The following is a 22,332-nucleotide window of genomic DNA, read 5'->3' on the forward strand; positions in this document are numbered from 1 at the left end:
GGGGCCGGCGTCAGCGGGTGACGACCGAGCGCCACGGCCGCGAGGCGAACCGGGCCGTACCCGCCCGCTCCGCCAGCCCGGCGGCCGCCGCGGCCGCCCGCTCCCGGACCGTGCGGGTGTCGACCCGCACCGGACGCCCGCCGTCGACGACCGGCTCCCCGTCGACGTAGACCCGGTCCACCTCGTCGCCGCGCTGGCTGTAGACCAGCGCCGACACCGCGGTGTGCACCGGTGTGACGCAGAGGTTCGACATGTCCAGCACGATGATGTCGGCCCGCTTCCCGGGTTCGAGCGAGCCGATCCGATCGGCCATCCCGAGCGCGGCGGCCCCGTCGACGGTCGCCATCTCCAGCGACTTCTCCGCCGTCATGATCTCCGGGTCGCGGTGCACCCCCTTGTGCAGCAGCGCCGCGAACTTGATCGCCTGCAGCATCGAGTGGTTCGAGCTCGACGCCGGTCCGTCCGAGGCGAGCCCGACCGTGATGCCCCGTCGCTGCATCGCAGGCACCGGCGCGAAACCCGAGCCGAGGTAGAGGTTCGAGCACGGGTTGTGCGACACCGCGGTACCGGTGGCGGCGAGCAGGTCCAGGTCGGTGTCGTCGCACTGCACGCAGTGGGCCGCCAGCAGGTCGGGACCGAGCAGGCCGGTCTCGGCGGCGAACGGGACGTCCCGCATGCCGAAGCGCCGTTGCGACTCGTCCACATCGAACGGTGACTCGGCGAGGTGCATCGTGACCAGCGCGCCGGTGCGGTCGGCGAGCGCACGGGTCTCCCGCAGCGTCGCGGCGTCGACCGTCCAGCTCATGCACGGTGCCAGCCCGGCACGTACCCGCCCGCCCGGCCGGTTCCAGGTCCCGATCAGCCGTTCCGCGTCGGCCAGCGCGAGGTCGAGCGGCTCGATCAGCTCCGGCGGCACCCCGACGTCGGCGCCGGTCGTGGTGTAGCCGCGTCCGACGATCCCGCGGATACCGGTGTCGGACATCGCGTGCGCCACCGCGTCCGCCAGCCCCGGCCGGGGATGGACGTACATGAAGTCGAGCAGCGTGGTCGTCCCGGTGGTCAGCGCCTCGGTGCAGCCGTGCAGCGCACCGACGTACACGTCGTCCTCGCTCAGCGCGACCGCGGACGGCCCGGTCATCGCGGTGAACCAGTCGGACAGCACCCGGTCGTCACCCAGGCCCTTGAGCAGCGTCTGGAACAGGTGGGTGTGGGTGTTGACGAACCCGGGCAGGACGAGCGACCCGCGGCAGTCGACGACCTCGGCGTCCGGGTGCGCGGCCAGCACCTCGGCCGGTGGGCCGACCGCCAGGATCGTGCCGTCCGCCGGCCCGGGGCCGGGCCCGGCGAACGCGACCGCGCCCTCGGTGAGCACCCGGCGCTGCGGGTCCACCGGGACGACCGTCCCCCCGGTGAGCACGGTGACGCTCACGCCTGCTCCTCCGGGATCAGCGCGAGCACCCGGTCCGGTGTCCACGGACCGTCCGAGGTGAGATGCGCACCGAACGGCGCCAGCGCGTCGGCCAGCGCGTTGACCAGCGCGCCGGGGGCCCCGGTGGTACCGCCCTCGCCGGCGCCCTTCATGCCGTAGGGGTTCAGCGGGGTCGGCGACTCGGCGGAGTCGGTCCGGATCACCGGCACGTCGCTGACCGTCGGCAGCAGGTAGTCGGCCAGGTTGCGGGCCAGCGGGGTGCCGTCCGCGGCGTAGGGCACCTCCTCGAACAGCGTCCCGCCCAGGCCCTGCACGACACCGCCGTGCACCTGGCCCTCGACGATGCTCGGGTTGATCACGGTGCCGCAGTCGTGCACGACGACGTAGTCGAGCACGTCGATCTCGCCGGTCGTGACGTCGACCGCGACCTTCGCCGCGTGCGTGGCGTGCGAGAACGCGATGCCGGGCGCCTGGTGGCGGTGGGTGGCCTCCAGGTTCCAGTCCAGACCGCCGGGCAGCGGCGCGTTCCACGCGGTCGCGGCACCGGCCAGCTCGGCCAGCGACATCGACCGGGACGCCCCGCGGACGACGGCGGCGCCGTCGCGCCACTCCAGGTCCGCCGGGTCGATCTCCAGCAGGTGCGACGCCAGGGTGAGCGCCTTCTCCTTGACGGTGGCGGCGGCCGACCGGGCGGCGGCCCCGCCGATCGCGGCGGACCGGGAGGCGAACGTGCCGACCCCCTCGGCGACGACGTCGGTGTCGCCGTGCAGCACCGTGACGTCCTCCAGGTCGATGTCGAGCTCGTCGGCGACCAGCTGGCTGAACGTCGTCACGTGCCCCTGCCCGTGCGGGCTGGACCCGGTCAGCACGGTGACCTTCCCGGCACCGTCGACCCGGACGACCGCGGACTCGTAGGGGCCGATCGCGGTCTCCTCGACCAGCGAGGCCACGCCGATCCCGAGGTACCGGCCGCGTGCGCGTTCGCGCTGCTGCTCGGCCGCCCAGTCCGGGGTCAGCCCGATCATCCCGGCGGCCCGGCGCAGCACCGCGCCGTAGTCGCCGGTGTCGTACACGACCTGCCCGGCCAGCACGATCGCGGTGCCGCGGTCGTTCGGCAGCTCGGCCGGGGTGATCATGTTCTGCAGCCGCAGCTCGACCCGGTCCCGGCCCAGGTCGGCCGCGATGATGTCCATTATCCGTTCCATCACCAGCACCGCCTGCGGGTGACCGGCGCCGCGGTAGACGGCCAGCGGGGTCTTGTTGGTCGTCACGCAGTGCGCCCGGGCCCGGTAGACCGGGATCCGGTAGGGGCCGCGCAGCATCGCCGAGCTGATCGACGCCGGGGTGGTGGCGAGCGTGCAGCAGGCGGCGCCGTTACTGGTCCACGACCGGGCGTCGACGGCGGTGACGGTGCCGTCCGCGGACACCGCGACCCGCACGGTGTGCTTCTGCTCGCGGGCGTGCGAGCTGGCGACCATGTGCTCGCGCCGGTCCTCGATCCACTTGACCGGGCGGCGCAGCCGCATCGCGAACAGCGGCGCCAGGATCTCCTCGCAGTAGAACTCGCACTTGGCGCCGAAGCCGCCGCCGACGTCCGGGGCGATCACCCGGATCCGGCTCTCCGGCAGCCCGAGCACCCCGGACAGGAAGCCGCGGACCAGGTGCGGGAACTGGGTGGAGGTGATGAGCGTGAGCCGCTCGGTGACCGGGTCGATCTCGGCGACGACGCCGCGGGTCTCCATCGGCGCGGGGACGTAGCGGTGCACCGTGAACGTCTCGGTGTAGACGTGGTCGGCCGCGGCGAAGGCGGCGTCGACGGCGGCGTCGCCGCCGACGTCCTGGGCGATAGTGGTGACCACGTTGGTGCCGTGCTCGGGATAGAGCAGGGTGTGCCCGGCGACGGCCTCGTCGAGATCGACGACGGCGGGCAGCGGCTCGTAGGTCACCTCGACGCCGTCCAGTGCGTCCTCGGCGAGGTACTCGTCGGTCGCGACGAGCGCGGCGACCGGCTGGCCGACGTAGCGCACGACGCCGTCGGCGAGCGCGGTCTGCAGGGTCGGCAGCGAGTCCGGGTACAGGTCGATGCACGGGATCGGACCGGCCTGGTCGGCGATGTCGTCCCAGGTCAGCACCGCGAGCACGCCCGGAGTCGCCAACGCGCGCGAGGCGTCGACGCCGACGATCCGGGCGTGCGCGTGCGGGGAGCGGACGATCGCCATGTGCACGGTGCCTGCGGGGCGGATGTCGGCGACGTAGCGGCCGCGGCCGCGGAGCAGCCGCGGGTCCTCGCGCCGCTTGACGGACCCGCCGACGTAGGCCGGGCGTGCACCGGTGGGGGTGACGGTCACGGGGCGACCTCCGGGACGGGGCGGCCGGCCGCCTGGCGGGCCGCCTTCACGATGTTCTGGTAGCCGGTGCACCGGCAGAGGTGGCCGTCGAGGGTGTCGGTGATCGCCTCGTCGGACGGTGCCGGATCGGCGTCGAACAGGGCGGTCAGCGAGCACACGACGCCGGGGGTGCAGAAGCCGCACTGCATGCCGTGGTTGTCGTTGATGGCCTGCTGGACCGGCGTGATCGGACCGTCGCCCGCGACGCCCTCGACGGTGGTGACCGAGCTGCCGTCGGCCTGGACGGCGAGCATCAGGCAGGAGCGGACCGGCTCGCCGTCGAGCACCACGGTGCAGGACCCGCAGGTGCCGTGGCCGCAGCCGAGATGGGTGCCGGTGAGGCCGAGGTGCTCGCGCAGGAGGTCGGCGAGCAGCAGCCGCGGCGGGACGGCGGCGGTGTGCGGGACCCCGTTGACGGTGAGCACGACCGGCAGGAGCTCGCTCATGCCGCCACCGCCCCGGCGGTGGGCAGCGCGTCGTCCAGGGCGCGCCGCACCACGGCGGGCAGCACCCGCCTGCGGTATCCGGCGCTCGCCCGGAGCGTGAGGTCGGGATCGATCTCCCCGGTGGCGGCGCGGGCGGCGGCCGCGATCGCCGGCCCGTCGGCCGGGTTGCCGAGCAGTGCCTGCTCGGTGGCGGTCATCCGCTGCGGGTGCGCGGCGAGGCCGGTCGCGGCCACCCGGGCCGCGACGATCCGGCCGTCCGCGACGGTGATCTGCGCCCCCACCGCGACCAGCGGCAGGTCCTTGGCCTTGCGGCCGATCTCGGCGAACCCGGCCCGGGTGCCGGGCGGGGCGACCGGGAAGGTCACGGCGACCGCCAGTCCGCCGGCCGGGACGGCGGTCTCGAAGGCCGCGCCGAAGAACTCCGCGGCCGGGACGGTCGGCCCGTCGGCGACCACGATCCCGGCGTCCAGGGCGAGCGCCACGGCGGGCAGCTCGGCGGCCGGGTCGTGATGGCACAGCGACCCGAGAACGGTGCCGCGGCTGCGCACCTGCGGGTGCCCGGTGCGGGCGAGCGCCGCGACCAGCAGCGGGGCGGCGGCCGCGACGACGGGGGAGCGCAGCGCGGTGGCCTGCCGGACCGTCGCGCCGACGTGCAGCCGGTCGTCGTCGACGGTCAGCCGGTCCAGCCCGGTGATCCGGTTGACGTCCACCAGCCGCCCGACGTCGACCAGCCGCTGGTTGAGCAGCGGCAGCAGGCTCTGCCCGCCGGCCAGCACCCGGGCCCCGGGGGCGGCCAGGTCGGCGAGCGCCTCGGGGACGGTGCTGGGCCGCCGGTACTCGAAGTGTGGTGGTTTCATCGCGGGCTCCGATCGGGTCCTGCTCGACGTTCGGTGCCCATCCTGGGACCGGGAGCCCGGCATGCACCACGGTCGTAACGTCATGTTGCGGCGATGGTGACTGGACAGGACGTCCGGCCGGTGGTGCGCTCGGCGGATGACGTTGACCCTGCGGGAGGTGCTCGAGCTCGACGCCGTCGCGCGGGCCGCGCCGGAGGTGGTCGTCGGCGCCGACTGGCTGGACCGGCCGGTCCGCTGGGTGCACACCAGCGAGCTCGCCGAGGCCGCGCTGCTGCTCAAGGGCGGTGAGCTGCTGCTGACGACCGGGCTCGGCGTGGCCGGGCGCGGTCCGGTCGGCGAGACCGCCTACGTCACCGAGCTGGCCGAGCGCGGGGCCGCGGCACTGGCGCTGGAGGTGGGCTGGACCTACCCGGAGCCGACCGCGGCGATGGTCGACGCGGCCCGCAGGCACGGGCTGCCGCTGCTGGTGCTCCGCGAGATCGTCCCGTTCGTCGAGGTCACCGAGCAGGTCCAGCGCGCGCTGCTGGAGCGGGAGCGGGCCGGGGTGCGCCGGGACCGGGACGTGCGCGAGCAGCTGACCGACGCGCTGCTCGGCGGTGCGGGACCGCAGGAGCTGGCGGCGGTGCTCGCCGGGCTGACCGGGGCGCCGGTCGTGCTGACGACGGGGGAGGGTGCGCTGGTCGCCTCGGCCGGGCTCCCGGCGGGCGACCGGCGCCGCGGTCGGCCGGCCGCACGCCGCGACATCGTGCTGCTGGACCGGCACTGGGGGCACCTGTCGGTGCTCGCGCCGGCCCGCGCCGACGATCCGGCCGTGGTCGCCGCGTGCACCTTCGGCGCCGAGGCACTGGAGCTGGCCCTGCTGCGCTCGGCGGCGTCCGGCGATCTCGACGACCGGCGCAGGCTGCTCGTCGAGGACCTGCTGGCCGGCGACTTCGACGGCCCGGGCGAGCTGGTCGGCCGGGCCCGGATGCTCGGGCTGTCGTTCCCGGTGCAGGCCCGCTACACCTGCCTGGCCCTGCGCGGCGCCGATCCGGTGACGGCCGCCCGCGCGGCGGGCGGGACGCTCGCCGCGGGGACGGCGCTGGTCGCCGCGAGCGGCGACGGTGTGGTCGTCGTCGCGCGGACGTCCGCGGCCACCGCCGCGGCCCGGGCGGTTCTCGCCGCGGTGGAGGTCGCCGATCCGGCGTCGGCCGGATCGGTGCGGGTGGTGGCGGGCCCGGTGGTGCCCCGGCTGGACCTGGCCGGGCAGTCGCTGGCCAGGGCCCGGCAGGCCGTCGACCTCGCTGACGTCCTCGGGCTGACCGAGCGGGTGCTGTCCGCCGCCCGGCTGACCGCCCCCGCCCTGCTGACCGGTCTGGGATCGGAGCCGCTCGCGGCGCGCCTGGTCGAGGAGGAGATCGGGCCGCTGGTGGCGCACGACCGGGAGACCGGCTCGGACCTGGTGGGGACGCTGCGCTGCTACCTCGCGCACGCGTCGTCGAAGGTCCGGGCGGCGGACGGCCTGGGCATCCGGCGCCAGACGCTGCACGCCCGGCTCGACCGGATCACCAGGCTGGTGGGCGACGTGCACGCCGCGGAGCGGCACACCGCGCTGGTGCTGGCGCTCGCGCTGCACGAGCTGGGTGTCGGGGCCGGGTGAGCGCCGGAGGATCCGGAGCCGGACCGGTCGGCGCCGGGTCGGTCGCGCCGGGTCGGTGAGGTCCGGTCGGTCGGCGCTGTGTCGGTCGGCGCTGTGTCGGGTGGTGCTGGGTCGGGTGGTGCTGGGTCGGGTGGGCGCCGTGTCGGGTGGCGCCGCGTATGCCGTTCCGAGCCGCGTCGGTCAGGGGCGGGTCGCGAGGTCCAGTGCCTGCACCCGGTCGTGCAGCGCGCGCACCCGGGTGGCGAGCGCGTTCGCCGCCCGGCGGTCGCGCGGATCGCGTTCCACCTGGTGCACCACGTCCCGGTACTCGACGGCGACGGTGCTGTACTCGGTGCCCAGCCCGGCGTCCTCGAGCAGGGCGGTGCGGGACTCGATGGACAGCATCTCGTCGGCCATCTCGGCGACCTCCGCGCGCAGCCGCTCACCCTCCGCGGCGAGCGCGGCGGCGTCCCGGCGGCGCCTGCGCCGCAGCTCCCACCACCGCCCGCCGCCCGCGACGAGGGCGACCAGCAGCACCGCGACGATCCCGATGCCCAGCCACGGCGGGCCGGGATCGGTGAGCTCGCCGACGAACTGCTCGGCCGCGGCGACGTCGCTGCCGGGCAGGCCGTCGATGTAGGCGTCGACGTCGTTGTAACTGTCGCTGGCGGCCGCGGTGTACTCCGGGCTGAGCACCAGGACGGTCCCGCCGCGCTCGGACCGGACGGTCTGGGCCAGCTGGACCAGCTCCGCCTGGCTGTCCGCCTGCGGGACCACGACCACGGACAGCGCGAGATCGTGGTCCGCGGCGGCGGACTGCACGACCGCGGCGAGCCCGCCCTGGTCGCCGGGGGCCGCCACCCCGTTGTCGGCGAGATCGTCGAGGATCGCGTCGGCGTCCTGCGGCTGCAGGGACAGCACGCCGTGCAACGGTGTCCGACCAGGCATCATGTGGTCCTCATGACGGGTTCGTGAGCGGAGGGGGAGCGGGTGCGGGAACGGTACGTCAGTGCGCCTGACGGCATGAAGTGGGTGGTCGGGCGCAAGTTCCTGCTCGGTCCGCCGCGCTACCGCGGGTTCCGGTTCGGGATGGGCGGCGGTGACCGGTACTTCGAGCCGCCGACCGGTGCTGCCGGGTCGTCCGCGGCGGAGGGATCCGGATCGGACCGTCCACGGGTGACGCGCGACCGGCCCGCGCCGGACCACACGGTCCGCCGCGAGCCGCCCGCGCGGTACCGCGACGTGGACAGCCACTGGCACCGGCCACGCCGCCGCCGCTCGACGCCGATCATCGTCCCGACCGGTGGCTGGGGTGGTGGCTGGGGCGGCTCGGGCTCCGGCGGCTCCTCCGGCGGCGGCAACCGCGGTGGGATCGGCAGCGGCAACCGGGGCGGCAGCGGTGGCGGCAACCGGGGCGGCGGTGGCGGCGGGGCCGCAGGCGGTGCAGGCGCGCTGATGGCCGGGGCCGGCGGCGCCGGCGCGATGCTGGTCAAGGTCCTGTGGTGGGTGCTGATCGCGGCGGCGATCGGGGCCGCGCTGTTCCTGGCGATCTTCGTGGTGATCCCCGGGATCCTGCTCGGCCTGCAGTTCCTGCTGATCGGGGTGCTGATCGCCTGGCGGGCGATGACCGGTCGGCCGTGGGTGGTGGAGGCCCGGGAGAACCGGGCGGCGCCGCTGATCCACGCTTGGGAGGTCACCGGCTGGGCGGAGAGCGGCCGGGTCCGGGACGAGGTCGCCGAGGCGCTGCGGCGCGGCGAGGAGCCGCGCCCGGCCGGGGCGGTGCCGGTCGAGATCAGCGGGTCCTGACCGGTCCGCCCGGCGGCGCGGGATCCAGCACGCCGGTCGCGGCGACCAGGTCCGCGACGGCCGCCGCGGACCGGTCGTGGTGGCGCGCGGTGTCGGCTCGCAGCCAGGCGAGATCGAGGCCGTCCGGGACGCCGAGGGTCGCCCACCGGTCGAGCAGCGCGGGATCCATCTCGGGATGGAACTGCAGCCCGGCGCTGCGACCGAGCCGGAAACCCGCGCAGCCGTCGTCGCCGTCGGCCAGGATGGTCGCGCCGGGCGGCGGTACGAGCTGCTCGGCGTTCCACCGGAACCACGGGCCCGCCGGGACGCCGTCGCGGAGCGCCCGGACGGGCTGCCAGCCGATCCGGGTCCGGCCCAGCGGACGGGGTGTGGCCGCCGAGTGCCTCGGCGAGCAGCTGGGCGCCGAAGCAGATCGCCAGTACCGGCACCCGGGCGTCGTGCGCGTGCCGCAGGAAACGGGTCTCGGCCGCCGCCCAGCCGCGGATCCGGTCCCGCGGCCACGGTGCGCCGAGGGTCACCACGAGATCCCGGGACCGCGGGTCGGGGAACGTGACGTCGACGTCCGGGGTGGTGTACCGGTCGGCCGGGACGACCGTGAACCACTCCGGCCGGTACCCGTGCGTGGCGAGCACCGGGCCGAGCAGCCCGAGCCCGGCGACGTGGTCGTGCCCGATCACCAGTGCCGCGCGGGTCACCGTGGTCCCACCTCCTGCCGCGCCGGCGGCTGGTCCGGCCGGTCGGCGCTGCGGGCGCCGAGGTGCTCGGCGAAGTGCCGCTCCATCGCGCGGAAGAGCCGGGTCCGGTTCTCCGGGTTCTCGAAGCCGTGGCCCTCGTCGTCGGCGAGCAGGTACTCGACGGGCACGCCGCGTTCCCGCAGCGACGCGACGATGTTGTCCGACTCGGCCTGCACCACGCGGGCGTCGTTGGCGCCCTGCGCGACCAGCAGCGGGGTGCGGATCCGGTCGACCATCGTGATGGGGGAGCGGGCCAGCATGTCGGCCTCCTGGGCCGGGTCGTCCGGGTCACCGACGTAGCGGAACCAGTTGTTCACGGTGAACGCGCGGGTGAACGGCGGCAGCGTCCGCATGAAGTTCGCCAGGTCGGAGATGCCGACGTAGTCCACCGCCGCGGCGAAGCGGCCGGGTGTGACGGTGACTCCGACGAGCGCGGCGTAACCGCCGTAGGAGCCGCCGTGGATGCCGATCCGCGCCGGATCGGCGTAGCCCTGCTCGACCGCCCAGTCGACGGCGTCGATCAGGTCGTCGTGCATGGCCCCGGCGAACTCGCCGATGGCGGCGGTGACGTGCCGGCGCCCGTAGCCGGTGGAGCCGCGGAAGTTGACCTGCAGGACGGCCAGGCCCCGGTTGGCGAGGAACTGGGCGGTCGAGTTGTAGCCCCAGACGTCGTTGAACCAGGGGCCACCGTGCACCTGCAGCACCAGCGGCAGCCCGCGCGGTTCGATCCCGACCGGCAGCGTGAGGAAACCGTGCAGCGGCAGGCCGTCGCGGGCCGGGAAGGCGACCGGCGTCATCGGGGCCAGCGCCGCCGGATCGAGCTGCGGGTAGGGCCGGAACAGCTCGCGGCTCTCCCCGGTGGCGTGGTCGTAGAGCCAGGCCACGCCGGGATCGCGGTCGTGCACGAAGGTGGCGATCCAGCGGCGACCGGCGTCGTCGGAGGAGACCGTGCCGAGCACGCCGTCGGACAGCGTGGACAGCGCGGCGTACACCTCGGCGAAGTCGGGGTCGACGATCTCGACGTGCGGGCGGTCACCGACGAACCGGGCCGCGAGGACCTCGCCCGTGCGGCGGCGCGTGTACACGGCCGGCGGAAGGACACCGGGCATCATCAGTCCGGTGATGTCGAGGCTGCGGCCCGGCACGGCGGCGACGACGCTCTCCTCTCCGGTCTCCCGGTCGATCCGGACCAGGCGCAGGTCGTCGGAGTCCTGGTAGGAACCGACGAGCAGACCCTTCCCGTCCGCGGTGACCTGCTGTGGCTGGATGCCCATCGGGTGCTGCGCTCCACCCATGCGGTGCAGCAACCGCTTCTGCCCGGTCGCCGCGTCCCACGCCGACACCTCGAGCGTGCCGTCGTCCGCCAGCGTGGTGTGGAAGACGGGCTCACCCCGGTCGTCGAGGTGCAGGGTCGCGGCCGGATCGTCCTGCTCGTGGAGCAGGGTCGTCGCGCCGGTCGCGACGTCGATCCGGAACATGTCGAAGTACAGCGGGCGCTCGTTCATGACGACCAGCACGCTGCCGGGCACCGCGGGCAGCGGGTCCACGCCGGCCACCCGTGAACCGGGGGCCAGCGGGGTCAGGTCGACCGCGGGCTCGTCCGGGGCGTCGAGATCGACGCGGTGCAGGTGCCAGTCCTCGTTGCCGTCGGTGTCCTGCAGGTAGAGCAGCCAGCGCGGGTCGTCGGTCCAGTGGTATGTGGTGATCCCTCGCCGGCTGTCGTGCGTCACGCAGACGGCGTCGTCGTGGGTCTCGTCGATCCCGCGCACCCAGACGTTGCGCCGGCCGTGCGCCGGGGCCAGGTAGGCGATCCGGGTGCCGTCCGGGGAGATCGTCGGCACGGCGAACTCCGGATCGGCGAAGAAGTCCTCGATGTCGATCAGGGGCGGCAAACTGCCCTGGGTGTCGGTCATGCGTTCGCTCCGTCCGCTCTGCGCTGTCCGTCGCACCCCATCCGACACCCGGCCGCGACGGCACAGTCAAGTCGGGGTAGCTGGTCCATCCGGTGCGAAACCAACGGCAGCGGGGGCCATGAAGTTGGCGCGCTAAGGGATCAGAACGCGTTAGCGCGGGCTCGGGCGACGGCACGGTAGACGGTCGAGCGCGCAACGACGAACAGCTCGGCGAGCTCGGCGCTGGTGTGCTTCCCGGCCCGATGGAGCTCAACGAGGTGAGCTTCCTGCCGCGGGGTCAGCTTGGGCTGCTTGCCGCGCAGCCGCCCCTTCGCCTTCGCGGCCTTCATGCCCTCCCGAGTCCTCATCCGCGCGAGGTCCGCCTCGAACTCGGCCACCATCGACAGCGCCGTGAACAGCAACTTGCCGACCGGATCGGTCGGGTCATGCACCGCCCCACCAATCGAGAGCTTCACCTGCTTGGCGGTGAGCTCGTCGGCGATGGCGCGCGCGTCGGGCACCGAGCGGGCCAAGCGGTCGAGCTTGGTCACTACGAGTGTGTCGCCGGCTCGGCAGGCGGCAAGGGCCTCGCGCAGGCCGGGGCGAGCGCGGTTGGTCCCGGTCAGCCCGTGATCGACGTATGTCCGCTCGGGCGTCACGCCGAGAGCGGCGAGGGCATCGCGCTGGACGGTGAGGTCCTGGCCGTCGGTGGAGCAGCGGGCGTAGCCGACCAGCATCTCGCTCATGTCCGGAGTGTCCCGCATAGCTGGGGTTCACCGGGCATTTTCGCGGGCGGGTCTTACGGGACACCCCGTCCTGCTTTGTGATCGTGAGCGCTTGTTGGCGTTGCTTCTTCAGTGGTGGGTGGCGTTAGAGGACGCCGATGACCAGGGACTCGCGGGCGGTGTCGACGACCTCGGCGGTGACGGTGCTGAGTTGGTTGATCTCCATGATGCGGTGGACCTGGGCCATCAGGCGGGTGGTGAGCCGGAAGTTCCCGCCGGTGGTGCGGATGATCGCCGCGCGCGCCTCGCTGGTGGTGTAGTCCTCGGCGTCGTCGAGGGCGAGGTCGGGCCAGCGGCGGGTGAGCACGAAGGTGTGCTCGTCGGCTGAGAGTGGCTGGTAGTGGTGGAGGAAGCCGACGCGGCTGTAGAGCTGGGGGTAGCGGGCGAGGCGGCGTTCGATGCCGGGCATGCCGATCAGGACCAGCCCGATCCCGGTGCGGTCGTGGTGGTCGCGCAGGGCCTCCAGTCCTGGGGTCTTGAGCCGGTCGGCCTCGTCGACGATCAGGAGCTCGGCGTAGGGACCGTTGCGTTGGATCAGGTCGGGTGGGCGGCGGTCGGAGTGCAGCGCAGTTTCGACCGCCCAGCTGAATCGGGTGTGCAGCCAGCTGAGGTCCTTGTCGATGGTGCGCGGTGTGTTGTGCACGGTCGGGGTGTAGAAGATCGTGCGGGCCTCGATCGCGGCCGCGGGCGCGACGCCTTCGTAGAGGCGGTAGCTCCGGATGGCGGCGCCGACGGTGTCCCAGCAGCTGTAGTGGCGGGCGGAGAGGGTCTTGCCGACGCCGGGCGCCCCGTGACAGAGGCCGATGTAGCGGTCGCGGCGGACCGCGTCGCAGAACTCGGTGAACCGGCGGTGCTGCTTGGTGACGACGAACTCCGACGCGGTCTCGGCCGGCGTCGCGGATGCGACCGGTGACGCCGGCCGGTCATCGTCGGCCTCGGCGTGGGCGCCCGACTGAGATGCCTCGGTGCTGGTCACGGTCAGTCCTCTCGGTAGAGCTTGAGCCGTCGGGCCGGGACGGGCTCGTCGTCGGGTGCGGCCGCGGTGCCCGCTGCGGGGTGGTCGTGGCCGGGTCGGTGCACGGCCACGAGCTGGTCGACGACGCTGGCGCGGTTGCGCAGGCCTTGCCGGACCTCGCGGCGGCGGGCGTTGCGCGCGGCGGTGAGGTCTTTCAAGGCAACGCAGCGCCCTGCCAGTTCCGGGCAGATCGCCCGGCACAGGAACTGTTCGTCGTGGAAGATGCGGATCTCGGCGAGGTCGCGCGGGTCGTAGCGGATGACGACCTGCTCGCCGACGTAGGCGGCCAGGGTCGGGTCGAGGTAGCGCAGGCCGTGGAAGCGCACTCCGTCGGGGTGGATCTTGCGCGGCTTGGCGACGGTGAGCAGCAGGAGGTCGAGCTGTTCGAGCGAGTCGGGCATCCGGGGCAGGAACCCGCCGGCGGTCCACCGCTCGTTCGGGCTCTGGCGGGTCTCGCTGTGCACGCGGTGGTGGTAGTCGCCGGTGAGGAAGGCACCGATCGCGGCGTCGAGCTCGGCCAGGGTGAGTTGGGCGCGTCCGGCTCGGTCGGGTACCCCGCGTGGGGCGTAGCCGGGTAGCGGCTGCAGGCACATCTGGTTGATCGTGTTGAACAGTCTCTCGATCTTGCCGCGGCCGCGGGGTTTGCCGGGCAGGGAGAACACCAGCTGGACGTGCAAGTCCGCGGCGACGGCTTCGAGGTGCCGGGAGGTGAAGTCGCTGCCGTGGTCGGTGTAGAACACGGCGGGGATGCCGCAGACCGGCCAGCCGGGATCGGGCTTGCGCCAGATCGCCTGGCGCAGCGCCAGCGCGGTGTTCAGCGAGCTCGGCGCTTCCAGGCTGACCGCGTAGCCGGCCGCGGCGCGGGAGTGGTCGTCCTCGATCACCGTCAGCCAGGGCCGGGCCGGCGTGCCGGACGGGGCGATCACCCAGATGTCGAGCTCGGTGTGGTCGGCCTGCCAGATCTCGTTCGGCGCGCCGGCCTCGCGGCGCCCGACCAGGTCGAACACCTCCTCGTAGCGCTTGGCGCCCTCGTGGGCCAGCGTGGTCAGCGCCGGATCGAGGTCGGCGACGATCGCGTACACCGTGGCATAGGACGGCACCGGCCAGCCGTGTTCGCCGGCCATCGCCCGGATGGTGCGGTGGATGGTGGCCGCGCTCGGGCGCGGAATGCGCAGCGCCATCCCCTCGATCAGGGTGACCAGCTGCTCGGGCACCCTGCGGCGGCCCCGGTCCACGCGCGACCGCCGCGCCAGCCCGGCCAGCCCGGCCTCGCGGTAGCGGGCCAGCCACCGCTGCGCGGTGCGCACCGGAACCCCGGCGTGCCGGGCCGCCGCGGTGAGCGCGACGCCGTCGTCCAGGTGCGGGCGCAGCACCGCGAACCGAGCCATGGCCAGCTCGCGCTGCGCCTCCGTCATCGTCGAGGCGGTCAGCGCCGATCCGGTCGGGGTGGCCTCCACCGTCGTCGTCTCGTCGCCGGTCACGACGCGGCCGCCGGCTTACTCAGGTGCCGGTAGATGGTGGGGCGGGTGACCCCGAACTCGGCGGCGATCTGGGCGACGGTGTAGCGGCGTTTGCTGTCGGCGCCGGTCTCCTCGTACATCTGGCGGGCCAGGGCGACCTGGCGGGGTCCGAGTTTCGGCTTCTGCCCGCCGGTGCGCCCGCGCGCCCGAGCCGCGGCCAGGCCGTCGATGGTGCGTTCGGACATCAGGGCGTGCTCGAACTCGGCGATCGCGCCGAGGATCTGGAAGAACATCCGCCCGACCGGGGTGGAGGTGTCGATGCCCTGGTCGAGCACCACCAGGTCGACCTGCTTGGCCTGCAGCTGCTTGGACAACCCGATCAGGTGCTCGAGGGAGCGGCCGAGCCGGTCCAGCTTGGTGATGACCAGCTGGTCGCCTGCGCGGCCGGCGGTCAGCAGCGCCTTGTCCAGCTCGGGTCGGCGGGCCAGCGTGCCGGAGGCCTTGTCGACGAAGATCTCCTCGCAGCCGGCCGCGGTGAGCGCATCGTGCTGGGCCTCGAGGTGTTGGTCACGGGTGGACACTCGTCCGTAGCCGATCCGCATGCCTCGAACCGTATCGCGAACCCCTGAGGACGTGACGTAGCCGCGGACACGGGTTCCGTTACAGCAGTGTCCTGCGAGAACGCGGCAGCTCGTGGAGTGTCTCGCGAACGATCCTTACCCGACAGCGACACCTGGACCCGTAGGGTCGCCGGACGGCACGCCCGCACCCCCGAAGCTCAGCGATCAGCTACCGTCCTACGGGTGTCCCAGCCCGAGGTGGAGCGCCAGGTACGCCAACAGCGTGGCGACATCGACTCGCTCTACGAACTGGTCGAGGGCGTCGACCGGAAGGTCGACAGCCTCGACGAGAAAGTCAGCGCCCTGGACATGAAGCTCGACCGCCGGCTCGACGAGCTCAGCGGCCAACTGGCCGAGGTCCTGCGCCAGCTCGGCCACCAATAGGGCGATCACCCTCGGCATGGACGAGTAGCGTCGCGACACCGCGGGCGGCGACCCGGCCGCGACCCGCTGCGAGTTGGACGGGTACTGAGAACCAGAGACCTGCGGAAACGCTGCTCACGAGCACAGCGACCGGGGCGTGTCAGATCAAGACCGATTACGACATGATCCCGGGTTGCCGGGTCCGTTCGCGAAACTAGAGTTCTTAGAGACGTGAGCTTCAGCGGGCGCGCGCCGGTGGTGCTGTTCGAGCTAGCCCCGGACGTTGATGGTGGCCATCATCCCGGCGTCTTCGTGGTCGAGGATGTGGCAGTGGTACACGCTGCGCCCGTCATGTTCGGTGAACGGGATCCGCAGCCGGGCCCAGCCGCGGGCCGGGACGAGCACGACGTCTTGGGGCACCCCGACCGGCCGGGCGCCGTCGCTGGTGGCGAGCACGGTGAACGGCCAGACGTGCAGGTGGAATGGGTGTGCGAGTGGGCTGGGGTTGTTGATCGTCCACTCCTCGGTGGTACCGAGTTGCACGGTCTGGTCGTCGCGGGCGGGGTCGAAGGTGCGGCCGTCGATGGTGAAGGCCATCCCGCCCATCCCGCTGCCGCTCATGCCCATCTGGAAGGTGATCTGTCGTCGCGCGGTCGTGGGTCCTCCGCCGGTCTTCTCAGCGGGCAGGGTGGCCGGCAGCGGAGGGGCGGTGACCGACGGCCCGTCGGTGACCAGGGTGGCCAGGGTGACCGGCCCGCTGGCGGCGATGTTACCGCCCATCATCCCCTCCATGCCGCCGCGGTCGACGGCGTCGGCGATCAGCGGGTAACGGCCGGTTCCGGTGGGGCGCACGATCACGTCGGCCCGGTTACCCGGGGCGAGCAGCACGCGGTCCTTCGTTGCCGGCGCGGGCAAGAAGGTGCCGTCGTGGGCGACCTGGATCAGGTCGTGCCCGTCGAGGCGGATCGGTAGCACACGGGAGACACAGCCGTTGATGATCCGCCAGCGCTGCGTCGCCCCGGGAGCGGCGGGGATGGTGGGTTGGTGCTGGCCGTTGACCAGCACCAGCTCGCCCTGGCGGCCCATCGCCCGGTCCATCGCGCTGGCCTCGAGGAGGTGGCCGTCGGCGTCGAGAGTGGTGTCGGTGACCAGCAGCACCCGGTCCTCGACTACGGGCAGGTCCGGGCCGTTCCCAAGTGGCGGGTCGACCAGCAGCGCGCCGGCGAGCCCGCCGAAGACTTGATCGGCCACCATGCCGTGGTGATGCGGGTGATACCAGAACGTCCCCGCGGGATGATCGGGCGGTATCCGGTAGCGGTAGTCGAACGAGGTGCCCGGATCGATGCGCAGGAACGGGTTGTCGCTGTTGGCCTGCGGGGACACCCGCAGCCCGTGGGTGTGCAGATTGGTGGGCTTATCGAGCCGGTTGGTCAGGCGCACCTCGAGTTCGTCCCCGGCCCGGACCCGTAGCGTCGGTCCGGGCGAGGTGCCGTTGAAACCCAGCGCCTGGGTGTCGACGCCGCCCAGCCGCGCGCCTGCAGCGGCGGTGAGTTCGACCTGCAGCCGACCGTCGCGGCTGTCCAGGACAGGCGGCTGATGCAGTTCGGCTCCAGTGTCGGCGGGCTCAAGCCGACTCGTCCCGACACCGGGGCCAGCAGCGATCCAGCCGGTGCCGCCGGCGGCGAGGCTGGCCGCACCGAGCCCACCGAGGATGATCGCGCGGCGGCGGCTGATCGGAGCCGGGGTCATGCCAGCTCCGCGCGGCGCCGCCGGTACTCCTCGTCGTCGATCTCACCGCGGGCGAATCGCTCGTCGAGAATGCTCCTGGCCGAGGACGAGGCATCGGCCGACGAGGCTGCCTGCGCAGGCGGGGACTCGCGGCGCGGACCCGCCGCCTGGTCGAGGCTGCGGCGGTTCTGGGTGAGCCGCACCGCGACATAGCCCAGCAGCACGATCCCGATCAGTACCAGGACCGGCCAGATCCAGGCCCAGCCCATCATCGAGTTTCCCATCATGGTTCTGCCCTCCTGCAGGTGTATGCCTGTGGACGTGTGGCTCTCGCCGCGTACCCGTTCGTCACCGGCGCCCGCGGTGTCTTCTTACCTATTTGGGGCCGTCTCGGTGGTGCGGCCCGAGGTGATCCAGCCCTGGGTGCCGCCGGCGACGGAGACGGCATCGATGCCGGTCTGGGTGAGCAGTTCGGCGGCTTGGGCGCTGCGACCTCCGGACTGGCAGACCACGTGCACCGTGGCGCCGGTGGGGATCTCGCCGATCCGGTGGGCGAGCTCGGGCAGCGGGACGAGGTGGGCGCCGGGGATGTGGCCCTCGGCGTACTCGTCGGGGTTGCGGACGTCGATCAGGGTCACCTCGCCCGCGTCGCGGGCGGCGGCGAACTCGTCGACGGAGGTCTCGCGGATAGCCATGGTTCGTTCTCCTTCGATCATCGGTCGGGTCGGTCGAGCGGTCGGGTCGGTCGAGCGGTCAGGTGGTGAGTAGCGCCGTCACGGTCTGGGCGGTGACACCGGCGGCGACCAGGAGCACCAGCACGGCGAACCCGCGCCGCAGGGTGGCTGCGGTGAGTCGTCGGGCGAGCCGGCCCGCCGGGAGCGAGGCCACGATCGCCGCGCCGGCGAACGGAATGATGACCGACCAGTTCATGCCCGCCGCGCTCGCTCCGAGGTAGGGCAGCAACCCGGCCGCGGAGTTGGCGACGATGACGACCAGCGAGGTCGCGACCGCGGTCGGGGTCCGCAGGCCCAGGGCGACGATCAGGGCGGGAACGAGCAGGAACCCGCCACCGACGCCGAGCAGGCCGGTGAGGAACCCGACCAGCAGGCCGACCGCGACCGCGCGCGGCAGGCAGCGTCGCCAGGCGACGCCGCCGCCGGGTAGCTCGCACACCCCGCCGGCCTCGTCGGTGCCGCGCAGCATCCGCAGCCCAGCGGCGACCATGATCGCGGCGAAGGCCAGCATCAGCCAGCGCTGATCGAACAGGTGATTGACCACGGCTCCGGCGATCGCGGTGGGGACACCGGCGACACCGATAACCGCGGCGAGGCGCCAGTTGACCTCGCGGAGTGCCCTGGGGGCGACCGCGACGGCGGAGGCCAGCCCGATCACCACCAGCGATGCCGGGACTGCTTCGGCCAGCGGCAGCCCGAGCCCGTAGACCAGGGCGGGGACGGCGAGGATGCCGCCCCCGCCGCCCACGAGGCCGAGCAGGGCGCCGATGACCAGCCCGAACCCTGCCGCGAGGACGCTCACCGCGCTCGCCCCCGCGGTCCGGCGCGCAGGGTGGCGAGGGTGTCGGCGGCGCCCGGTTCGGTGACGCCGCGGTTGATCGGCAGCCGCGCTAGAGCGGCGCCCATCGCGCACGTGTCCGACAGCGCGGAGAACGTCAGACCGGCGCCGATCCCGCCGGCCACCAGCCGACCCTTCGGAGTGAGGTACCGACCCGCGGTGAGCCCGGCGAGCACGAGGACACCGGCGACCAGGCGGACCTGGCGCTCCAGCGCCCAGACCCTGGCGCCGACGACGACGTCACCACCGGCGGCGGTGTAGGCGGGCAGGCCCCCGTCGAGGACGTGGGCGCGGTCCAGCCCGACCGCGGCGAGGTGGTGGCGGGCCTGCTCGGCGCGCACACCGGACTGGCACACCAGGACCACGGGGCCTTCGAGGTGGGTGGCGAGGTCGCTGGTGTGCTCGGCCAGCGTGGCCAGCGGCACGTGGTAGGAGCCGCGGACGTGCGTGGCCTCGTACTCGGCGGCGCTGCGGACGTCGACGACCATCGGCGCGCCGCTTTCGTCGCCGTCGTGCGCCCTCTGCCAGGCGACGACAACGCGGGCATCGACGGCGCGCCCGACCTCCGGGATCTCGAGTTCAGAGGTCGCGAGCTCGGGGGCGGGGGTCGCGGTCATGCGGGGAAGGTCCTCTCTCGATCGACGTCTCGCTCGTTGCCCGAGCGGATTCGCCTGGGTGTGCGCGGTGCTGCACCGCCGCATCGCGGGTGGGCAGCACCGCGATGGGGGTCGCTGGCGAGCGCGGGTCAGCTGCCGGTGGTGGCAGGCTCGTCGGTCATGGCCAGCCCGGCGTCGGCGGCCCGGGGCCAGTCGTCGTTGATCAGGACGACGTCACGGCCGGGGCGGTCGAGCATCGAGGCGGCGATCGAGGCGCGGTAGCCCGAGCCGCAGTAGACCCAGACCTCGCCGTCGGGGACCTCGTCGCGGCGGGCGGGCAGCTCGTGCAGCGCGATGTGCACCGAACCCGCCACCCCACCGGCGGCGCGCTCCTCGTCGCGGCGGGCATCGACGACGAAGGGCCCGTCCTGGCCGCGCTGCGCTCGGGCCGCAGCCAGGCCGGTGAAGTCAGAGACCGGGTAGGAGCGCAGGCCCTGTCCGGCCGTGAGGGACTCGATCGGGCCGGTGGCGGCGCCGGCGAAGCGGTCGATGCCGATGCGGACCAGTTCACGCTGGGCGTCGGCGACCTGCCGCGCATCGTCGCCGATCAGGGTCACCTCGGCGTCGAAGTCGAACGTCCACCCGAAGTAGGTGACAAACGGTGTCGAGAGCTCGTATCCCAGCGAGCCGGGCAGGTGCCCAGCGGCGAACGCGGTGCGTCCGCGCAGGTCGACCACCCACTGCCCGGCCTCGAGGCGGCGCCGCAGCTCAGCAGGATCGACCGGCTCCGGGGCCGACAGGTCGACCGGGGCGGGGCCGGCGGCGTTCGCCGGCCCCATGCGGGCGTAGTAGGTCGGAAACGCCCCCAGCCCGGCGATCAACGCGTCGACGTAGTCCTGCTCGTCCTGGGTCAGCGCGGGGTTGGTGCTGGCCTCCTGGCCGACGGTGGAGCCATCGGCGCCGCTGGCCGGGGTGCTGGCGCAGAAGCTGCCGAACCCGTGGGTCGGGTAGACCGCGGCCTCGGCGGGCAGCTGGTCGACCAGCCGACGCACCGAGTGGAACTGGGCGTGGCTCAGCTCGACGGTGTCCGCCGGCGACACGAGGTCGGTTCGCCCGGTGGTGCCGTAGAGCATCGACCCACCGGTGAACACCGCCACCACAGCTCCACCGGGGGCCTCGCCGGTGGAGGTGTCGAGCAGGGCGTAGGACAGGTGATGGTGGGTGTGCCCGGGTGTCGCGATCGCCCGCAGACGCATCGACCCGGCCGTGACCTCGTCGCCGTCGGCGATCGGTGTGCGGTCGAATCCGACCTCGTCCGCGGCGTTGACCAGGTACGCCGCACCGGTGCGCTGCGCGAGGTCGAGCCCCCCGGTCACATAGTCGTTGTGGATATGGGTCTCGGCGACCAGGGCGACCCGCACACCCAGATCAGCGGCCAGATCCAGAACCCGGTCGATATCGCGCTGCGGGTCGATCACCACCGCCACCTCGCCGTCGGTTACCAGGTAGCTGCGATCACCCAGCCCGGACGTCGCGATCGTCTGAATGTCGATCATCATAGTTCCCTACCCGGTAGGGTATCTCCTACCGTTTGCTCGATCGTCGTGCTTGGTCAGTAGTCGGCGATGGCGTGCCCTACTTCCGACGCCGGTCCCTCGAACCGCCGCGGATCGGCCCCGTCAGGCCAGGGACAGGAACAGTCGTTCCATCTCGGCCACGTCGACCGCCCGCACTCCCTCGTCGTTCTCGGTCATGCAGTGCCGCAGACCGGTCGCGATGATTTTGAAGCCGGCCTTGTCCAGTGCCCGGGCGGCAGCGGCGAGCTGGGTGACCACGTCCTTGCACTCACGCCCGTCCTCGATCATGCGGATGATCCCGCTGATCTGGCCCTCCACGCGGCGCAGGCGACTCACCACTTCGCTCAACTCACTGACCTGAACCTGCATCGCCGTCTCCGGGACTGATGCGCGGGTAGGCGTCACATGATCTGCGGCGCTGAGGAGCGTTGCAGGGAAGGATGTGCATCATGCCTGCTCCCTACCCCCAGGAGTTCCGTGACGACGTCGTCCGCGTCGCGAGGAACCGCGAACCTGGCCAGAAGCTCTCCCAGATCGCGCGTGACTTCGGAATATCCGAGTCGTGCCTGACGAACTGGATGCGTCAAGCCGACGTCGAGGACGGCAACAGGCCCGGCAAGACCCGGGAGGACTCGGTCGAGCTGCGCGATGCGCGCAAGCGGATCCGGCTGCTCGAGCAGGAGAACGAGGTCCTCCGCCGTGCCGCGGCCTACCTCTCCCAGGCGAACCTGCCGGGATGAGTATTTGAAGGCTTGAAGGCCACTCGATATCGCCTCCCGGGACCAGCGATATTGCCCTCGGGGACCAGGGGTGGTGTCGGTGGGGGCCACCGGCCCCCGCCGACAGCCTTCCTACTGGTTCAGTAGCGCTTGTTCGCGCATATTGTGGGTGCCGGTATCGACCCAGATGGTGTTGTGCACGATGCGGTCCATGATCGCATCAGCATGGACCCCGGACCCGAGTCGTTGATGCCAATCCTTCTTCGCGTACTGGGTACAGAACACCGTCGACGTGCTGTCGTAGCGACGCTCGAGCAACTCCGGCAGCATGCTGCGCATCGACTCATCCGGATGATCGAGCAACCACTCATCGATGACCAGAAGAGTGAAGGCCGCGTACTTGCGAAGGAACTTCGTCGTGCCCTGCGGCTTGTCCAACGCCTGCGCCCACGCCTCTTCAAGATCCGGCATACGAATGTAATGAGCTCGAATCCGATGCTGACAGGCCTGCTTCGCCAGCGCGCAGCCCAGATAGGACTTTCCGGAACCGGTGAAGCCTTGGAAGACCACGTTCTGCTGACGCTCGATGAACGAGCACGTGCCCAGCTGAGCAAGAACGTGACGATCCAATCCGGCTCTTCCGGATCTAGAGTGCAAGGGCTCCGCAGTGCAGCAGCGATCTGATGCGGTAGTTGATCAGGTTGCGGAAGCCGAGGGCGTTGCGGCGG

General features: G+C 72.7%; 23 protein-coding genes and 1 pseudogene. 4 read left to right on the forward strand and 20 right to left on the reverse strand.

The window, feature by feature from the left end; all coding sequences use genetic code 11:
* Positions 1-10: 10 nt before the first annotated feature.
* From ACVJO7_RS31205 to ACVJO7_RS31220, 4 genes are read right to left on the reverse strand one after another with little or no spacing between them, the layout of a single operon-like run.
* Complete coding sequence (locus ACVJO7_RS31205; protein WP_491675939.1) at positions 11-1,429, reverse strand: amidohydrolase family protein; 1,419 nt, start codon at positions 1,427-1,429, stop codon at positions 11-13.
* Positions 1,426-3,777, reverse strand: coding sequence for a xanthine dehydrogenase family protein molybdopterin-binding subunit (locus ACVJO7_RS31210; RefSeq protein ID WP_491675940.1), 2,352 nt, complete (start codon positions 3,775-3,777; stop codon positions 1,426-1,428). The genes ACVJO7_RS31205 and ACVJO7_RS31210 overlap by 4 nt, the downstream gene beginning before the upstream one ends.
* Positions 3,774-4,262 carry a (2Fe-2S)-binding protein gene (locus ACVJO7_RS31215; protein ID WP_491675941.1) on the reverse strand — a complete coding sequence of 163 codons (489 nt, stop codon included), beginning with the start codon at positions 4,260-4,262 and terminating at the stop codon, positions 3,774-3,776. Before ACVJO7_RS31215 ends, ACVJO7_RS31210 begins: the two co-directional genes overlap by 4 nt.
* Positions 4,259-5,119 (reverse strand): FAD binding domain-containing protein, encoded by an 861-nt coding sequence (locus ACVJO7_RS31220; protein WP_358488706.1) that lies wholly within the window; start codon positions 5,117-5,119, stop codon positions 4,259-4,261. The genes ACVJO7_RS31215 and ACVJO7_RS31220 overlap by 4 nt, the downstream gene beginning before the upstream one ends.
* 136 nt (positions 5,120-5,255) lie before the next feature.
* Here ACVJO7_RS31220 and ACVJO7_RS31225 point away from each other — a divergent pair, with 136 nt between their 5' ends.
* On the forward strand, positions 5,256-6,758 hold the full coding sequence (locus ACVJO7_RS31225; RefSeq protein WP_491675942.1) for a PucR family transcriptional regulator: 1,503 nt from the start codon (positions 5,256-5,258) through the stop codon (positions 6,756-6,758).
* Between the two features lie 180 nt (positions 6,759-6,938).
* Here ACVJO7_RS31225 and ACVJO7_RS31230 read toward each other — a convergent pair whose 3' ends face one another.
* Positions 6,939-7,658, reverse strand: a complete 720-nt coding sequence (locus tag ACVJO7_RS31230; RefSeq protein ID WP_491675943.1) for an Rv1476 family membrane protein — start codon at positions 7,656-7,658, stop codon at positions 6,939-6,941.
* Positions 7,659-7,760: 102 nt separating this feature from the next.
* Between ACVJO7_RS31230 and ACVJO7_RS31235 the strand changes: the two genes are divergently transcribed.
* The gene (locus tag ACVJO7_RS31235) at positions 7,761-8,543 is read left to right on the forward strand and encodes a hypothetical protein (protein ID WP_491675949.1); all 783 of its coding nucleotides are present in this window, start codon (positions 7,761-7,763) and stop codon (positions 8,541-8,543) included.
* On the opposite strand, the gene ACVJO7_RS31240 is transcribed toward ACVJO7_RS31235, so the two are convergent.
* The 7 genes and pseudogenes from ACVJO7_RS31240 to ACVJO7_RS31270 form a co-directional block, all read right to left on the reverse strand.
* A complete protein-coding gene (locus ACVJO7_RS31240; protein ID WP_491675950.1) occupies positions 8,530-8,712 on the reverse strand; it encodes a hypothetical protein in 183 nt (60 codons plus the stop codon). The two genes, ACVJO7_RS31235 and ACVJO7_RS31240, sit on opposite strands and share 14 nt — an antisense overlap.
* A gap of 196 nt (positions 8,713-8,908) precedes the next feature.
* Positions 8,909-9,238: pseudogene (locus ACVJO7_RS31245) on the reverse strand (glutamine amidotransferase-related protein); the annotation flags it as partial.
* Positions 9,235-11,190: a S9 family peptidase gene (locus ACVJO7_RS31250; protein WP_491675944.1), complete on the reverse strand. Its 1,956-nt coding sequence runs from the start codon at positions 11,188-11,190 to the stop codon at positions 9,235-9,237. The gene ACVJO7_RS31250 and the pseudogene ACVJO7_RS31245, both read right to left, overlap by 4 nt.
* Before the next feature lie 140 nt (positions 11,191-11,330).
* Positions 11,331-11,915: a recombinase family protein gene (locus ACVJO7_RS31255; RefSeq protein ID WP_491675945.1), complete on the reverse strand. Its 585-nt coding sequence runs from the start codon at positions 11,913-11,915 to the stop codon at positions 11,331-11,333.
* Positions 11,916-12,039: 124 nt separating this feature from the next.
* Positions 12,040-12,930, reverse strand: a complete 891-nt coding sequence (locus ACVJO7_RS31260) for an AAA family ATPase (protein WP_210036853.1) — start codon at positions 12,928-12,930, stop codon at positions 12,040-12,042.
* 2 nt (positions 12,931-12,932) lie between these two features.
* Entirely contained in the window at positions 12,933-14,450 is a 1,518-nt protein-coding gene (locus tag ACVJO7_RS31265) for a TnsB C-terminal domain-containing protein (protein ID WP_210036854.1), read from the reverse strand.
* Positions 14,447-15,031, reverse strand: a complete 585-nt coding sequence (locus ACVJO7_RS31270) for a recombinase family protein (RefSeq protein WP_210036855.1) — start codon at positions 15,029-15,031, stop codon at positions 14,447-14,449. Before ACVJO7_RS31270 ends, ACVJO7_RS31265 begins: the two co-directional genes overlap by 4 nt.
* 201 nt (positions 15,032-15,232) lie before the next feature.
* Here ACVJO7_RS31270 and ACVJO7_RS31275 point away from each other — a divergent pair, with 201 nt between their 5' ends.
* Complete coding sequence (locus tag ACVJO7_RS31275) at positions 15,233-15,433, forward strand: hypothetical protein (protein ID WP_210036856.1); 201 nt, start codon at positions 15,233-15,235, stop codon at positions 15,431-15,433.
* Positions 15,434-15,682: 249 nt separating this feature from the next.
* On the opposite strand, the gene ACVJO7_RS31280 is transcribed toward ACVJO7_RS31275, so the two are convergent.
* The 7 genes from ACVJO7_RS31280 to ACVJO7_RS31310 form a co-directional block, all read right to left on the reverse strand.
* Positions 15,683-17,161, reverse strand: coding sequence for a multicopper oxidase family protein (locus tag ACVJO7_RS31280; RefSeq protein WP_210036857.1), 1,479 nt, complete (start codon positions 17,159-17,161; stop codon positions 15,683-15,685).
* Entirely contained in the window at positions 17,158-17,427 is a 270-nt protein-coding gene (locus tag ACVJO7_RS31285; RefSeq protein ID WP_210036858.1) for an SHOCT domain-containing protein, read from the reverse strand. Before ACVJO7_RS31285 ends, ACVJO7_RS31280 begins: the two co-directional genes overlap by 4 nt.
* Positions 17,428-17,511: 84 nt before the next feature.
* Positions 17,512-17,835: a rhodanese-like domain-containing protein gene (locus ACVJO7_RS31290; protein WP_210036859.1), complete on the reverse strand. Its 324-nt coding sequence runs from the start codon at positions 17,833-17,835 to the stop codon at positions 17,512-17,514.
* Positions 17,836-17,893: 58 nt separating this feature from the next.
* The gene (locus ACVJO7_RS31295) at positions 17,894-18,676 is read right to left on the reverse strand and encodes a sulfite exporter TauE/SafE family protein (protein WP_210036860.1); all 783 of its coding nucleotides are present in this window, start codon (positions 18,674-18,676) and stop codon (positions 17,894-17,896) included.
* Positions 18,673-19,329, reverse strand: a complete 657-nt coding sequence (locus tag ACVJO7_RS31300) for a rhodanese-like domain-containing protein (RefSeq protein WP_210036861.1) — start codon at positions 19,327-19,329, stop codon at positions 18,673-18,675. The genes ACVJO7_RS31295 and ACVJO7_RS31300 overlap by 4 nt, the downstream gene beginning before the upstream one ends.
* A gap of 128 nt (positions 19,330-19,457) precedes the next feature.
* A complete protein-coding gene (locus ACVJO7_RS31305) occupies positions 19,458-20,864 on the reverse strand; it encodes an MBL fold metallo-hydrolase (RefSeq protein WP_210036862.1) in 1,407 nt (468 codons plus the stop codon).
* Between the two features lie 123 nt (positions 20,865-20,987).
* On the reverse strand, positions 20,988-21,254 hold the full coding sequence (locus tag ACVJO7_RS31310) for a metal-sensitive transcriptional regulator (RefSeq protein ID WP_210036863.1): 267 nt from the start codon (positions 21,252-21,254) through the stop codon (positions 20,988-20,990).
* 80 nt (positions 21,255-21,334) lie between these two features.
* Between ACVJO7_RS31310 and ACVJO7_RS31315 the strand changes: the two genes are divergently transcribed.
* On the forward strand, positions 21,335-21,625 hold the full coding sequence (locus ACVJO7_RS31315) for a transposase (RefSeq protein WP_210036866.1): 291 nt from the start codon (positions 21,335-21,337) through the stop codon (positions 21,623-21,625).
* A gap of 111 nt (positions 21,626-21,736) precedes the next feature.
* Here the strand turns inward: ACVJO7_RS31315 and ACVJO7_RS31320 are convergent, their stop codons facing one another.
* The gene (locus ACVJO7_RS31320; protein ID WP_491675946.1) at positions 21,737-22,234 is read right to left on the reverse strand and encodes an ATP-binding protein; all 498 of its coding nucleotides are present in this window, start codon (positions 22,232-22,234) and stop codon (positions 21,737-21,739) included.
* Between the last annotated feature and the right edge of the window lie 98 nt (positions 22,235-22,332).

It is taken from the genome of Pseudonocardia sp. DxW, from assembly GCF_058448985.1.